Source organism: Wolbachia endosymbiont (group A) of Andrena helvola (genome assembly GCF_964028415.1).
In the GTDB taxonomy this organism is placed as follows: domain Bacteria; phylum Pseudomonadota; class Alphaproteobacteria; order Rickettsiales; family Anaplasmataceae; genus Wolbachia; species Wolbachia pipientis.
Genome location: NZ_OZ034779.1, coordinates 454,566 through 467,433, shown reverse-complemented (window position 1 = coordinate 467,433; position 12,868 = coordinate 454,566). Strand labels below are relative to the sequence as shown.

Annotated in this window: 15 protein-coding genes and 1 pseudogene; all 16 read left to right on the top strand. The window is 35.7% G+C overall.

Going from position 1 to position 12,868, the window contains the following annotated elements; genetic code table 11:
- The 16 genes and pseudogenes from ABWU73_RS02530 to ABWU73_RS02455 all read left to right on the top strand — a co-directional run bounded on the left by ABWU73_RS02530 (position 1) and on the right by ABWU73_RS02455 (position 12,846).
- Positions 1-1,953, top strand: coding sequence for a DUF4815 domain-containing protein (locus ABWU73_RS02530; RefSeq protein ID WP_265038507.1), 1,953 nt, complete (start codon positions 1-3; stop codon positions 1,951-1,953).
- 17 nt (positions 1,954-1,970) lie between these two features.
- Entirely contained in the window at positions 1,971-3,149 is a 1,179-nt protein-coding gene (locus tag ABWU73_RS02525; RefSeq protein ID WP_065095394.1) for a hypothetical protein, read from the top strand.
- Positions 3,150-3,153: 4 nt separating this feature from the next.
- Positions 3,154-3,348 carry a hypothetical protein gene (locus ABWU73_RS02520; protein WP_065095395.1) on the top strand — a complete coding sequence of 65 codons (195 nt, stop codon included), beginning with the start codon at positions 3,154-3,156 and terminating at the stop codon, positions 3,346-3,348.
- A complete protein-coding gene (locus tag ABWU73_RS02515; RefSeq protein WP_065095396.1) occupies positions 3,345-4,814 on the top strand; it encodes a hypothetical protein in 1,470 nt (489 codons plus the stop codon). The genes ABWU73_RS02520 and ABWU73_RS02515 overlap by 4 nt, the downstream gene beginning before the upstream one ends.
- Positions 4,815-4,820: 6 nt before the next feature.
- On the top strand, positions 4,821-5,381 hold the full coding sequence (locus tag ABWU73_RS02510; RefSeq protein WP_065095397.1) for a hypothetical protein: 561 nt from the start codon (positions 4,821-4,823) through the stop codon (positions 5,379-5,381).
- Positions 5,374-6,561: a phage tail sheath subtilisin-like domain-containing protein gene (locus ABWU73_RS02505; protein ID WP_065095403.1), complete on the top strand. Its 1,188-nt coding sequence runs from the start codon at positions 5,374-5,376 to the stop codon at positions 6,559-6,561. The genes ABWU73_RS02510 and ABWU73_RS02505 overlap by 8 nt, the downstream gene beginning before the upstream one ends.
- 11 nt (positions 6,562-6,572) lie before the next feature.
- On the top strand, positions 6,573-7,079 hold the full coding sequence (locus ABWU73_RS02500; RefSeq protein ID WP_065095398.1) for a phage major tail tube protein: 507 nt from the start codon (positions 6,573-6,575) through the stop codon (positions 7,077-7,079).
- 122 nt (positions 7,080-7,201) lie between these two features.
- Positions 7,202-7,438, top strand: a complete 237-nt coding sequence (locus tag ABWU73_RS02495) for a hypothetical protein (RefSeq protein ID WP_065095399.1) — start codon at positions 7,202-7,204, stop codon at positions 7,436-7,438.
- On the top strand, positions 7,414-7,704 hold the full coding sequence (locus ABWU73_RS02490; protein ID WP_065095400.1) for a type II toxin-antitoxin system RelE family toxin: 291 nt from the start codon (positions 7,414-7,416) through the stop codon (positions 7,702-7,704). Before ABWU73_RS02495 ends, ABWU73_RS02490 begins: the two co-directional genes overlap by 25 nt.
- A 144-nt stretch (positions 7,705-7,848) precedes the next feature.
- Positions 7,849-8,106, top strand: a complete 258-nt coding sequence (locus ABWU73_RS02485; RefSeq protein WP_065095401.1) for a phage tail assembly protein — start codon at positions 7,849-7,851, stop codon at positions 8,104-8,106.
- Positions 8,107-8,206: 100 nt separating this feature from the next.
- Positions 8,207-10,507 carry a phage tail tape measure protein gene (locus ABWU73_RS02480; protein ID WP_065095402.1) on the top strand — a complete coding sequence of 767 codons (2,301 nt, stop codon included), beginning with the start codon at positions 8,207-8,209 and terminating at the stop codon, positions 10,505-10,507.
- A complete protein-coding gene (locus ABWU73_RS02475) occupies positions 10,507-10,854 on the top strand; it encodes a phage tail protein (protein ID WP_065095495.1) in 348 nt (115 codons plus the stop codon). The genes ABWU73_RS02480 and ABWU73_RS02475 overlap by 1 nt, the downstream gene beginning before the upstream one ends.
- Positions 10,851-11,060, top strand: a complete 210-nt coding sequence (locus ABWU73_RS02470) for a tail protein X (protein ID WP_065095422.1) — start codon at positions 10,851-10,853, stop codon at positions 11,058-11,060. Before ABWU73_RS02475 ends, ABWU73_RS02470 begins: the two co-directional genes overlap by 4 nt.
- On the top strand, positions 11,061-12,005 hold the full coding sequence (locus ABWU73_RS02465) for a contractile injection system protein, VgrG/Pvc8 family (RefSeq protein ID WP_065095423.1): 945 nt from the start codon (positions 11,061-11,063) through the stop codon (positions 12,003-12,005). It abuts the gene before it with no gap.
- Between the two features lie 81 nt (positions 12,006-12,086).
- A pseudogene (locus tag ABWU73_RS02460) lies at positions 12,087-12,552 on the top strand (ankyrin repeat domain-containing protein).
- 60 nt (positions 12,553-12,612) lie between these two features.
- Positions 12,613-12,846 carry a hypothetical protein gene (locus ABWU73_RS02455; protein WP_065095424.1) on the top strand — a complete coding sequence of 78 codons (234 nt, stop codon included), beginning with the start codon at positions 12,613-12,615 and terminating at the stop codon, positions 12,844-12,846.
- Positions 12,847-12,868 lie beyond the last annotated feature (22 nt).

The window sequence follows — 12,868 nt, the reverse complement described above, 5'->3', positions numbered from 1 at the left end:
ATGAGTTTAAACGGCTATTACAATCGCTTTGATCCTGACAAAGAGTACGAAAAAAGCTTATTCCTGGCAGGAAGGGGTTTACAGTCAGCAGAATTAAACGAGACTCAAGAGTATGCTCTTTTCAAGCTCAAAGGCATAGGAGATGCGATATTTCGTGATGGTGATGTTATAACAGGAAGCAACTGTATCATAGATGGGGAAACCGGCGAAGTCACACTTGAATCGGGAAAAATCTATCTTCGTGGAGCGGTGAGAAAAGTAGGGGGAAAAAGATTTATTATTCCACTGAATACCACAGTTCGCATCGGTGTTTTTTTCGCCCTATCCACTATTACAGAACTTGAGGATGAGAATCTTCGTGATCCTGCCGTTGGTACACGTAATTATCAAGAAGTAGGGGCAGCAAGACTTAAAGTTTCCACCATTTGGGGTTATCAAGCAGAGAATGTTTCTCCCACTTTTTCTACTGATGGAGAATTTTATCCAATTTACAACATTGAAAACGGAGTATTAATAGAGCATTCACCGCCACCACAAGCAAACATAGTAACCACAGCGCTTGCTCGTTATGACAAGGAGGCAAATGGTTCCTACGTCGTAAATGGGCTAGAAGTGATGTTCCTCCACAAAGAAGAAAAGGGAGAAGAAGGGGTAAAAAAGGGTAAAAAAGAAATTTTTGTGATTAATGAGGGCAAAGCTCATGTTGATGGTTATGAAATTGAGTTGCCTCACAGTATTCGTGTTTCTTTTGATGAAGATCCAGATATAAAATCAGTTGAATCAGAACCCCATACTTTTCAGCCAAACAGCGAAAGAGTAATGGAACTGAAGGTTAATGATTTTCCAATCAGCGAAATCAAAAAGGTTGATATCACTGTTCAAAAAACAGTTACCGTTACTCACGGTTCATACTCTGGAGCTATTGATCCGATACCTGACTCTGCGGTACTTGAGATTATTCAAATTAAACAAGGTGATGTTATTTATGAAAACAGTATAGACTATAAGTTAAACGCAGGAAACGTTGATTGGTCATTACCCGGCAAAGAACCAGCTCCTGGAAGTAGTTACTCGATAACCTATCGCTGTCGCACTCATGTAAGCCCTGAAGATATAAATGAAGAGGGATGTAAAGTAAGGGGAGCAGTTGATAACAGCTTGGTTCTGATTGATTACACCTGGAAGATGCCACGCTTTGATTTAATTACTATAGATAGCAAAGGGGTAGTAAGGAGAATAAAAGGAATTGCCCACCCTTGGAAACCATCAATGCCAAAAGCACCTAGCGGACAACTTTTACTCTGCTACATTCATCAGACGTGGAAAGATGGGGAAAAAGAAGGGGTGAAAGTAATGAATAATGCTATTCATGCTGTACCGATGAATGAACTTGAAGCAATGAAAAAAGGAATAAATGATCTTTATGCATTAGTTGCAGAGGAGCGTTTACGCAGTGATGCAAATTCAAGAGAGCCTACCACAAAAAAAGGGGTATTTGTAGATCCGTTCTTTGATGATGATATGCGCGATCAAGGAATTTCGCAGTCTGCAGCAATAGTAAATAGAGAGCTAGTTCTGCCAATAGATGTAGAAGTTGCAGATATTGAAAAAGGTGGGGAAAGATATCTTTTGCCATATGAACTTGAACCGGTACTGGAGCAGCTTTTACAGACTAAAGGAGAAAAGATTAATCCATATCAAGCTTTTGATCCAGTCCCGGCACAAATTACTCTAAATAAAAACATTGACCACTGGACAGAGGTTACCACTAATTGGAAAAGTCCAGTAACCAGAGTATTTAATGTTAAAGAAACAACAGAATTGCTGTCAAGTACTTCATACGAAGCTGAATTTATGAGAGAAGCAGTACAAGATTTTGAAATTGAAGGTTTTGAGCTAGGTGAAAGGCTTAAAGAAGTAAAATTTGACGGCATCATTATCCAACCTATGTAAAAATAAAAAGAAAAAAAGTGGAAAATCAAGGACAAATAAGTGGAAAAATAAAAATCCCAGCAAATATTCCAGCAGGTACTAAATTAGTACAGTTTTACGGGGATAAAGGAAGCTATGGAGAAACAACGTATACTGGTAAAAAAACTATTACCATAGAAGAAAGAAGAAGAGTGATCGCAGCAAGACGAGTTGATCCTTTAGCCCAAACATTTACGCTAAATGAGAGCAGACACATAGGAGGCGTGGAGCTATGGTTTATAAATAAAGGCAAAAAACGTGTTGTTGTGCAGATTAGAGAAACAGCAGTGGGAATGCCCTCGCAGACTGTCATTGCTGAAAGCTATATTGAGCCAAAAGATATAAAGATAGATGGCACAGCAACACGTATTACTTGGTCGCCAGTGTTTTGTCATGCTGGGCAGGAATATGCAATAGTTTTACTTACCGATGACGGGGAAAATGCGGTCAAAGTAGCAGAACTTGGCAAATATGATGCAGTAAATAGCCGTTGGGTAACAAGTCAGCCATATCAAGTAGGAGTATTACTGTCATCTAGCAATGCAAGTACGTGGACACCGCATCAGAATTTAGATTTAACGTTTCGGCTATTAGCAGCAAAATTTAGCGAAAGTTCTCACGTTATTGATCTTGGTAAAGTTACTGCAAACAATACTTCAGATTTAATTGTTTTAACGAACGTCGAAAAAGTAGCATTTGATACCAATGTAGAATTTATTTTAACAGACGAAGAAGGAAAAGAAAACTTTCTGTCTGATAATTTGCCACTTGCACTGCGTGAAAGAATAAGTGGGGAATTAACGGTAAAAGCAAGCCTAAAAGGAGGGCGAGAAAAAAGTCCAGTGCTATATCCTGGGTTACAGCTAGTTATGGGTAATATAGGGGAAAAAGGAGATTATGTAACTAGGAGCATTACAGCAGGAGCTAACACTAAGATTACCATAACATATGATGCGCTGATACCTGGCACTGCAGATGTTAAAACTTATGTAGAGAAAAACGTGGGAGAATGGCAATTAGTAGATTTAACAGTAGGAAAACCTATTGGAGACAACTGGGTGGAAAGAACTCATGTGCTAACAAACTTTAATGGTAATGAGACGAGGGTAAAGTTAGTACTTAGTGGAACGGTTGTTTATCGCCCTAAAGTCAAAAATCTACGAATCATTATCACTTAGCAGAATGTCAGATGATAAAACAAGCAGAGGGTATCCACTGCCTCATCCAGAAAACATTGCTGTGCAAGATGTTGTTCGTATCCGTACCACAATTGAGAAAATAGATGAAGATATTACCGAAAGAGAAGATGAGCATAATCAACTAAAAAATAATTTTAAACGATTTAGATTTGAAACTTTTTTGAATTTTTGGGAATGAAAGAAGCAATAGAAGCGTTACATCAAAGGATAAAGGATTTAGCAGCAAACAGCACACCTGATCAACTGGCATATCTTGCAAAATCGCTGGAATTAATAATAGATAAAAAAACTATTTCCAACGTTGTGCAAATGACCACAATAAAAGAAATAATTGATGTACTACAAGGAAGGCTTAAGGATTTAGCAGCAAATAGTACACCAGATCAATTAGCATATCTTGCTAAAGCATTGGAATTGATAGTCGACAAAAGTTCGGTTTCTGAAATTGTACAGATGACAGATGGTAAGCTAAAAGAACTTCTTGATAGTGCAAAAAAACACTTAAGTGACATAAACAGCAATAAAGCAAGCTCTATATCGGCGATAACTGTAGCAAAAACAGAATCTGTAAGTGAAATCAACAAGCTTAGGGATAGTTCCTTAAACACTTTAAAAGCATCATCAGATTCACATATATCGCTACTTGATACTCGTAAAAATACCAATATTGCGGCAATAAATAGTGTTGGCAATGATCATAAAGATGGTCTTAAAGGTTTAGTGGATAACTTTCGTGCTGTTAATGATGTGCCAGGTGGTTCATCGATCATGAAGGAAATAAAAACCAGGGAAGACCAACTAAAAACACTGACAACCAAATTTAACTCCATCAATGATGTGCCTAGCAGTTCATCAATTATGAGAGAAGTGAAAAAGAGGAATATGGTTGAACCAGGGTCATTACCTTTCTTGTTTGGTGTACTTGGCAGAAAAAATAATTACTTTGGCCACGGAACTTTTACAACAGAGCTTGGAAAGTGGAGCAGTGATATAACAAAAACAGACTATATGCTGCAACTACTAGCAGGTAGCCATACATACGATACAGATTACGTTAGTTTTTATCGGCCAAGACAACTCTATTTTATAGAGGGAAATAAAGGAACATTTATTTACGGAGAGTTATGCACAAATAGTTTTTCTGGTAGTTATGATGAGATATACTATTACCCATATGCTGCACTTGGAGTAGTATTTGTAAAAAATACAACCAATGTGAACATAAATAAAACAATAGAATTTGTTGGATCATCGTACTCAAGTACGGAGTATGGGGGTGCAGGATTATTTGTGGGAACACCAGATAATACCAATAAATCAAGTATTTCAAGAATAATATGGAAAAATGTTTACCAATACACAAGTTCTGATAGCAAGTTAGCTGGATCTGGCAATGTAGAAATTCCAGCAGGAAAAACAGTTGCAATATTACTTTACACATCATCTTACCTATGTTCCAGAACACAAGTCAGTCAAGGTATGCTTGCATCAAATTATGTATACAACTATGGTCAATTTATCCAGTGGGGAATATATAACATACGTAGCAATTTTCTAACCACGGGGCTTGAAATAGATGTAGAGAGAACGCTAAAAGCTTGGCAATGTCCTGGGTTATCTGAAACTTATGAACTCTGGAGGTAACAAAGAATGTCTATCTACATTAGATTTGAGAATGATAAACAAGTAGAAACAACAACGCTTGAAAGTAAGCCAACTGAAAATGATTGGTATGAAGCACCAGAAGATTTTGATTGGCAAAAAAGCTATTGTTTAACAGAAGGAGGAAAAATTGCTCAGCGTACTAAAGAAGATATACAAAAGGAGTTACTGGATAATGCGAAGCTTTGTGCATTTGATAGTATGCGTTTCTATTATGATAATCATACTCACCAATATGCAGGTCATTCTCACCAAAAAGCTAAATCTTATGAGATTCAAGCGGAAGCCGCAAAAAGCATTCTAGCAGCACCAGAATCTATAGATGAAAAGGATAAAGAAATTATAGAACCTTTAGCAAAAGTCCGTGGTATTACGGTTATTGAAATGGCAAGAATAATTGAGGAAAAAGTGAAAAAAGCAGTAAAAGCAATAATTAAATGTGAAGAGCTTGAAGATTTAGCCAAAAGAAAGATTGAAGAAGCCGAAAGTGAAAATGAGCTACAGACTTTGCTAGATGATTTCAGGAAAAAAATACAAAGAAATGGCTGAAGAATTTTTACATGGCGTAAATGTTATTGAGGTAACCTCAGGAGCAAAGACAGTACGTACAGCTAAATCATCAGTGATAGGTGTAATTGGTACTGCACCTGAAGCAGATGAGCAAAAATTTCCGCTAAATAAACCAGTGTTAGTTGCAGGAAGCTTAAAGGAAGCAGCAAAGCTCGGAAAGAGTGGCAGTTTACCTTCTGCAATAAATGGAATATTTTCCCAGATTGGTGCAACAGTAGTAGTTATTCGAGTTAAAGAAAGTGAAAACAGCGATCCAAAGCTCAAAGAAAGTGAAACTATTCAAAGTATAATCGGTGGAGTTGATAAAGAAACCGGAGAATATCAGGGAATTGAGGCATTTCTCAGCAGTGAAAGCATAGTTCATGTTGCGCCAAGAATATTAATTGCACCTCAGTTTACTCATCAGTTACCTGAAATAGATGGAGTAAATTCAGTAGTGAGTGCTTTAATTTCCATAGCAGAAAAATTAAGAGCAATTATTGTTGCAGATGGACCAAATACCAATGATAAAGAAGCAATAAAATGGAGAAAAAGTGTAGGCAGCTCAAGAGTTTACGTAGTTGACCCATGGATTAAGTTATTTATTGAAGGAAAAGAAAAAATCTTGCCATCGAGTCCATTTGTAGCTGGTTTAATAGCTAAGATAGACAGCGAGCAAGGCTTCTGGCACTCACCTTCAAATAAAGAAATAAACGGTATTATTGGCACAAGCAGGCCTATTGATTTTACGCTCGGTAATACAAATTGTAGAGCAAACCACTTGAATGAAAATGAAGTAACAACGATAATTCATCAAAATGGCTATAGGCTTTGGGGAAATAGAACATGTTCAAATGACTCAAAATGGGCTTTTTTATCAGTGAGAAGAACTGCAGATTTAATTAACGATAGTTTACTTAGGGCTCATTTATGGGCAGTTGATCGCAATATCACTAAAACTTATATAGATGATGTGATTGAGGGGGTGAATTCTTATTTGGCCAATTTAAAAGCACAAGGAGCAATTATCAGCGGAAAATGTTATGCAACTCCCGAACTCAATACACCGGCAAATATTGCAAGCGGAAAAGTGTATTTTGATTTTGAGTTTACACCGCCATATCCGGCTGAGCAAATAATATTCAGGTCTCATCTTGTAAATAATAGTGTAATAAGTTAGGAGAAAGTAAAGTGTTACCGAAAATACTGAGAAATTTTAACGTATTTGTTGATGGCCGGGGTTATGCAGGAAAAATAGATGAAATAACCTTGCCAAAACTTACCATAAAAACAGATGAATATAGAGCTGGTGGTATGGATATTCCAATAAATATTGACATGGGCATGGAGAAATTAGAAGCAGACTTTACTTTTTCTGAATACGATACAGAGCTCTTTCGGCTATTTGGGTTGATAAATGGAAATTCGGTATCTTTGACGCTCAGAGGTGGAATGCAAGGTAGTGGAAGTAATGATATTGAAGCAGTAATAATCAATTTAAGAGGCATTTTTAAAGAATTTGACTTTGGTAACTGGAAACCTGCTGAAAAAGCAACTCTCAAATGCACTGTAGCTGCCCATTACTATAAACTTACTATCGGTGGTAATGAATTAATAGAAATCGATGCTGAAAATATGATTAGAAAGATAAATGGTGTTGATCAGATGGCCTTTCTACAAACGGTTTTAGGGATTTGATATGGTTGATAAAATTAAACAAAAATGCTAAAATATAAAGCATATATTTTGAACGCTTTTTTTATTGAAAAGTTTAGAAAAACATTATAAAATAATCATAGTGGTGGATTTTAGTAAAGTATATGGCAAATCTTGGAACTAATGTAGCTCTTAGCAAAGAAACTTCACAGCATCTTGCTGAACTGGCCAAGCTCACTAAGCAGCCTGCTCAAGAACTGGCAGAAAGGTTAATCAGGGAAGCAATTGAGCTTGAAGAGGAGGACATTTTATTATCTGCAGTTGCTGATGAGTATGATATTGAAGGTGCAAAAAAGACTAAAAGTGAGGACGTAGATTGGGATACACTATTATCTTCCTAGACAGTGCTCTCGAAAGAGATCTCCCAAGTCTTCCGAAAACAGTAAGATCAAGGGTTATAAGTGCAATAAAAGAGCGGCTTACAGTTGATCCTATTAATCTTGGTGAAGTGCTACACCATAGTCTTAAGGGATGCAGAAGACTAAGGGTTGGTGATTACCGTACTATATATCATGTCAACACTGCAAAATATGAAGTAACCATAGTTACAATAGGACATAGAGATACAATTTACGAGAAGGCTAGAAAGATACTGCGTAGACATTAAATATATTTTAACTTTTTTATTGAAAAAATTTAGAAAAATGGACTTCAATAAAGCACAAGCGTAATAGAACCACAATCATAATAAAAAAATTAGTTATGTAAAAGCCAAGCAGACTTTTATTTAATTAACTTTTTAAGGAGAAATATGCAAGCTATAACACTTAATAACCCAATAACAGTTGATGGTATTTCTGTCTCAGAACTTACCATTAGACGTCCAAAAGTTAGAGATTATCTAGCTATTGAGAGACTTAATGGTAGTGATCTGAGTAAGGAAGTAACTTTGACTGCCAATCTGACATTAGTTGCAAAAGAAGCGATTGAAGAGTTAGATATTGCAGACTATGTGAAAGTGCAAGAAGTATTAAAAGATTTTTTTTCACCAATTATCCAAAAGACTTGAGGTCAGAAGTAATCACGCTTAGTTCTATTATTGGTAGTGGAATTGAGCCTTTACTTGAAATGGAAATTAATGAATTTATCCTATGGAATGAAGCAGCGAAATGTCAACGTTATCTATAAAAATCGGAGCAATCTTGGATGGCAGTTTCAGTACTGTAATAAAGGGAAGTAGTAGTCAACTTACTCGTCTTGGTGAGAATATAAGAAAGCTTGATTCATCTTTAAAATCAGTATCAAAGTTTAAGCAGTTGGGTAGTGATGTTTTGACTAGCAGGAGATCATGGAAGGGCTTTGAAGATCAAGTAAAATCTTTAGCTAAACAAATGAAAGCGATAGAGAAACCGAGCAAAACTTTAAAAGCTGAGTTTGATAAAGCTAAGTTTTCTGCAACAAAAGCAAAAGAGGCATACTTAAGAAAGAGAGATGCCTTGCATTCATTCAATGAAGAAGTAAGGAAAAGTGGAAGAAATATTAAGTCATTAGTAAGTGATCAATATAAACTTGGTTCTTCTATTGAAGTACTAAAAGGTAAGTATGGTAAGCTTGGATCTGCAATACGTAGTCACCAAAATGTTTTAGCAAGTAAAGCACATTTTAAGTTACAAATTATAGAGACTATTGGACTAGGGCTAACGCTTGCAGCTCCAGTTAAAGTTGCGATTGACTTTGAAAGTGCTATGGCTGATGTTACAAAAGTGGTAGATTTTAAAAAAGGAACGGATGAAGCAACTAAATTTGCCAAGAAGTTGAAAGAGATGTCACATACTATACCATTATCAGCGGCAGAACTGGCACAAATAGCTGCAAGCGGTGGTCAACTTGGTATCAAGAAAGAAGATCTTTTTATGTTTACAGAAACAGTGGCAAAAATGTCTACAGCATTTGATATGTCTGCAGAGCAAGCAGGTGATTCTATAGCTAAACTCTCTAACGTTTATGGAATTGATGTTAGTAGAATGGAACATGTTGGTAATGTGATCAACCACTTATCAGATAACACTGCTGCTAAAGCAAGAGATATGGTTGAAGCTCTAGCAATAGTTGGTGGTACTGCAAAGCAGTTTGGTTTGGATATCGAGAAAACAAGTAGTTTAGCAAATGCTTTCATTAGCTTAGGTAAAACACCTGAAAAAGCTGCAACTGCTATAAATGCTCTACTTAGTAAACTTCAGACTGCTGAAGAACAAGGAGGGGATTTTAAAGCAGCATTAGAGCAAATGGGAATAACTGCAGAAGAAATAGTACAAAGAATAAGCGAAAACGGCGAAGAAGCGTTACTCTACTTTTTTCAAACTCTAAAGAAAATGGATAACCAGGAACGTTCTACAGTCCTTATGAAACTTTTCGGTCAGGAATATCAAGATGATATTGCATTATTAGCTGGAAGTTTTAATAAATACGAAGATGCAATAAAGTTATTGGCTAATACAGAAAAGTATGGAAGCTCTCTGCAAAAAGAATTTAAAAATCGTGCAGACACTACAGCCAATAAATTACGACTTCTTCGAAATTCAATAGCTGAAGTTGGTATGAATCTGGGTTCAGTAATGCTGCCTACTTTAAAATCTATAGCCGAATTTTTACAAGAAAAAACTAGGAGCATAGCTTTATTTGCAGAAAAATATCCAACCTTAACTACAGCAATCATGGGAACTATAGCAGCTTTAATAAGTTTGAAAATCTTAGTAGTGGGCTTAGGTTATGGATTTACTTTTTTAGCAAGTACAGTTCTCGGTTTAAGGACAAAAATAATTGCAACATTTTCATTTTTATCAGCTACAGTTTTTCCTGCAGTAATAACAGGACTAAGAGCAGTAACGCTCGCTGTAATGAGTAACCCAGTTGGACTTTTAATAGCAAGTCTTATCACTGGTGCAGCTCTTGTTATCACTAACTGGCAAAAGGTAAAAGACTTTTTCTCTAGCTTTTGGAAATCACTCATTAAACCTATAGGGAAAGCTTTTTCATGGATAGGAGATACAGTTAGTAGCATATTTGCTGAAAATAGTCCACTGAAAGAATTTGAAAAAAGAAAAAGTATTGTTACTGAAATAAAAGCAGTACATACTCCCCTAAAGAGTAATATTCTCAATAGTGGAAATCCTTTGCTAGGTAACAGTATAATTAAAGAATTTTCCAATAGAAATCAGAATAGCTTTAGAAGCAAAAGCCTTATTGAGGAGAAAAAGTCCACAGAAAACGATAAGATACTTGCTGACTTTGCAAGGAGTAAATTTGAAAATAAAGAACAAAATAAAACTCAGAACATCACTAATAATTACACTATCAGCATTAAAGCAGAGCCAAATCAAGATATCCGTAGCCTTGCAGATGAAGTAATAAAAAGGATAAGAGAAAAGTCACGTGATGTTTTATTTGATACGGTAGAGACATTTTATTGATGTTATCTCTTGGTCCGTATAAATTTGCTCCTACAAGTTTAAAGTATAACAGAGAAAATCGTTGGAGCACGATTGAGTGTATTGAAAATACGCCACTATTACAAAATATCGGCCAAGATATAGAAAATATAGATTTAGAAGGAACGATTCATCTGCATAATCTCAACGGGCTAAATCAACTAAAGAATATGAAAGAAGCTGAAAAACCACATGTTTTAGTAGATAGTTTAGGTAATATTTTAGGACAATTTGTAATTACTAGGTTAGAAGAAAAGCAGATGTATTTTTTACCTAATGGACTACCAAGAAAAGTTGAGTTTAGTTTGAGTTTGAAGAGCTATAGATGACTATATATTACTTAACCAAAGAAGGAGAAATGCTAGATCTGATTTGCTGGAAACATTACGGATTTACGGATGGAGTAGTGGAATTAGCACTAGCAGAGAACTTAGGTTTGGCAGAATATGGAAGCTTTTTGCCAGCAGGATTAAAGATAAAGCTTTCTGCTATTCAGAAAACAGTACAAAAGTCAAAATTAAAGGTGTGGGAATAAATGCAGCCAGATTTTGTAATAGATAAATGTGAATCAATTAGAGATAGAGTTATATCGTTACGCCTTACCGATGAATCTGGAACTATAGATGATATAGTTGAAGTACATGTTGATTACAGAGATGAAAACTTAAATGTTCCGAATGAATTAAATATCGCTCTGGGTTACAGAGAAACTGGAGTAGTACCTATGGGTATATATACAGTTAATGAAATTACGGTGCAGAGTCCACCTAAAACCTTACTAATAAAGGCTCATGCAACAAATTTAAGACTATCATTAAAGGAGAAAGTATCAAAAGAATGGCATCAAATTACTCTGGGTAACTTGGTTAAGGAAATAGCAGAAAAGCACGGATATGGATGCAGAGTTGCAGAAGAATTTGCAAGTGTGTTGATTCCACATATTAACCAAATAGAAGAAAGTGATATAAGTCTGTTAACAAAGATCGCAACAGAGCGTGAAGCAATGGCAAAGCTAGCTGGCGGATATATACTTTTTATTCCAAAAGGCAAAGCAAAATCGGCAACTGGAAAAGCTTTAGGAACAACAGCTATTAGACCTCAAGACACGATAAATTGGAAAGTGCATTTTACCGTAAGCAGGTACAACTCAGTGATTGCAAAATGGCATAGCTATGAAAAAGGTGCAACTATATCAGAAACAGTTGGCTCTGGTAGTCCAAGTTATATTATACAAACGCTTTATTCGAATGCAGAATCAGCACTAAGTGCAGCAAATGCTAAAATTAAACAACTCAAGCGAAATAATGCAGTGTTGGATATCACTATGCCTGGTAATCCAGAACTATTTGCAGAGGCGAAACTTAGCTTATTAGAATTTCATCAAGATATAGACGGTGAATGGATAATTGACAGAGCAGAACATTTGTTAGATGGTTCAGGTTATCGCACTGCATTATCAGCATCTATCAGTAAATGTTAAACGAAAATCAGTAAAATAAATATTCAATGTTAAGAAAAGTGTTAAACATGAGCAAGAAATAAGCTATACTTTTGGTGGTTTATAGCAACAGTAGTATATTACCTATTGCTATACGAAAGCAAAAGCGACAGACAATTATAAAACAATACTGCGGATTGCATCTGAAAATTGTAACTTAGAGACTGTAAAATTTTCAGCAAATAATCTATTAGATATTAATACACAGATTCCCGAATTAACAGCATTACATTATGCATCTGGTGCAGGATGTTTGGAGATTGTTAAATTTTTAATAGAAAAAGGAGTTGATATAAACACAGAAAAATATGAAAGATGGACAGCATTACATGCAGCTTCATACAAAGGTAACCTAGAGATAATTAAATTTTTGTTAGAAAAAGGCGCAAACCCTAACATTAGAGACACAGATGGAAAAAACCCAAGAGATGTAGCTGTACTAAGATCGCGGCATAATAAAGATAAACCATACGATGAAATTATACACTTGCTCTATAATGCTGAAAAGAAACACGAGTCTGATCGGTAATATTTCGTAACTGGAAACGAGAAGTAGTTGAAAGTTTTTTATTACACAGTTAGGAGAAACATGCAGAATCAAAAGATTCCAATCACAGTAATAGTAACGATGGTAATACAGACCATAGCAACAATTTGGTGGCTTGCCAAGCTGGATTTACGGGTTCACATTCATGATAAATTTATAGAGCAGAACAACGGATTGACCGTTACGGTATATCGTCTGGAAGAACGGGTAAAAAATCTTTCTGAGGAACTTGATGAGTTTAAATTACAAGTCTTAAGCGGGAAAATTAAATCTTAACATCTTTATCTAAATTTTCATT

What these genes read in the sequence shown, in the direction of transcription:
- ABWU73_RS02510 (WP_065095397.1), top strand. Translation starts at nt 4,821, where the DNA reads ATGTCTATCTACATTAGATTTGAGAATGATAAACAAGTAGAAACAACA.
- ABWU73_RS02530 (WP_265038507.1), top strand. Translation starts at nt 1, where the DNA reads ATGAGTTTAAACGGCTATTACAATCGCTTTGATCCTGACAAAGAGTAC.
- ABWU73_RS02470 (WP_065095422.1), top strand. Translation starts at nt 10,851, where the DNA reads ATGACTATATATTACTTAACCAAAGAAGGAGAAATGCTAGATCTGATT.
- ABWU73_RS02515 (WP_065095396.1), top strand. Translation starts at nt 3,345, where the DNA reads ATGAAAGAAGCAATAGAAGCGTTACATCAAAGGATAAAGGATTTAGCA.
- ABWU73_RS02455 (WP_065095424.1), top strand. Translation starts at nt 12,613, where the DNA reads ATGCAGAATCAAAAGATTCCAATCACAGTAATAGTAACGATGGTAATA.
- ABWU73_RS02495 (WP_065095399.1), top strand. Translation starts at nt 7,202, where the DNA reads ATGGCAAATCTTGGAACTAATGTAGCTCTTAGCAAAGAAACTTCACAG.
- ABWU73_RS02520 (WP_065095395.1), top strand. Translation starts at nt 3,154, where the DNA reads ATGTCAGATGATAAAACAAGCAGAGGGTATCCACTGCCTCATCCAGAA.
- ABWU73_RS02505 (WP_065095403.1), top strand. Translation starts at nt 5,374, where the DNA reads ATGGCTGAAGAATTTTTACATGGCGTAAATGTTATTGAGGTAACCTCA.
- ABWU73_RS02480 (WP_065095402.1), top strand. Translation starts at nt 8,207, where the DNA reads ATGTCAACGTTATCTATAAAAATCGGAGCAATCTTGGATGGCAGTTTC.
- ABWU73_RS02475 (WP_065095495.1), top strand. Translation starts at nt 10,507, where the DNA reads ATGTTATCTCTTGGTCCGTATAAATTTGCTCCTACAAGTTTAAAGTAT.
- ABWU73_RS02485 (WP_065095401.1), top strand. Translation starts at nt 7,849, where the DNA reads ATGCAAGCTATAACACTTAATAACCCAATAACAGTTGATGGTATTTCT.
- ABWU73_RS02465 (WP_065095423.1), top strand. Translation starts at nt 11,061, where the DNA reads ATGCAGCCAGATTTTGTAATAGATAAATGTGAATCAATTAGAGATAGA.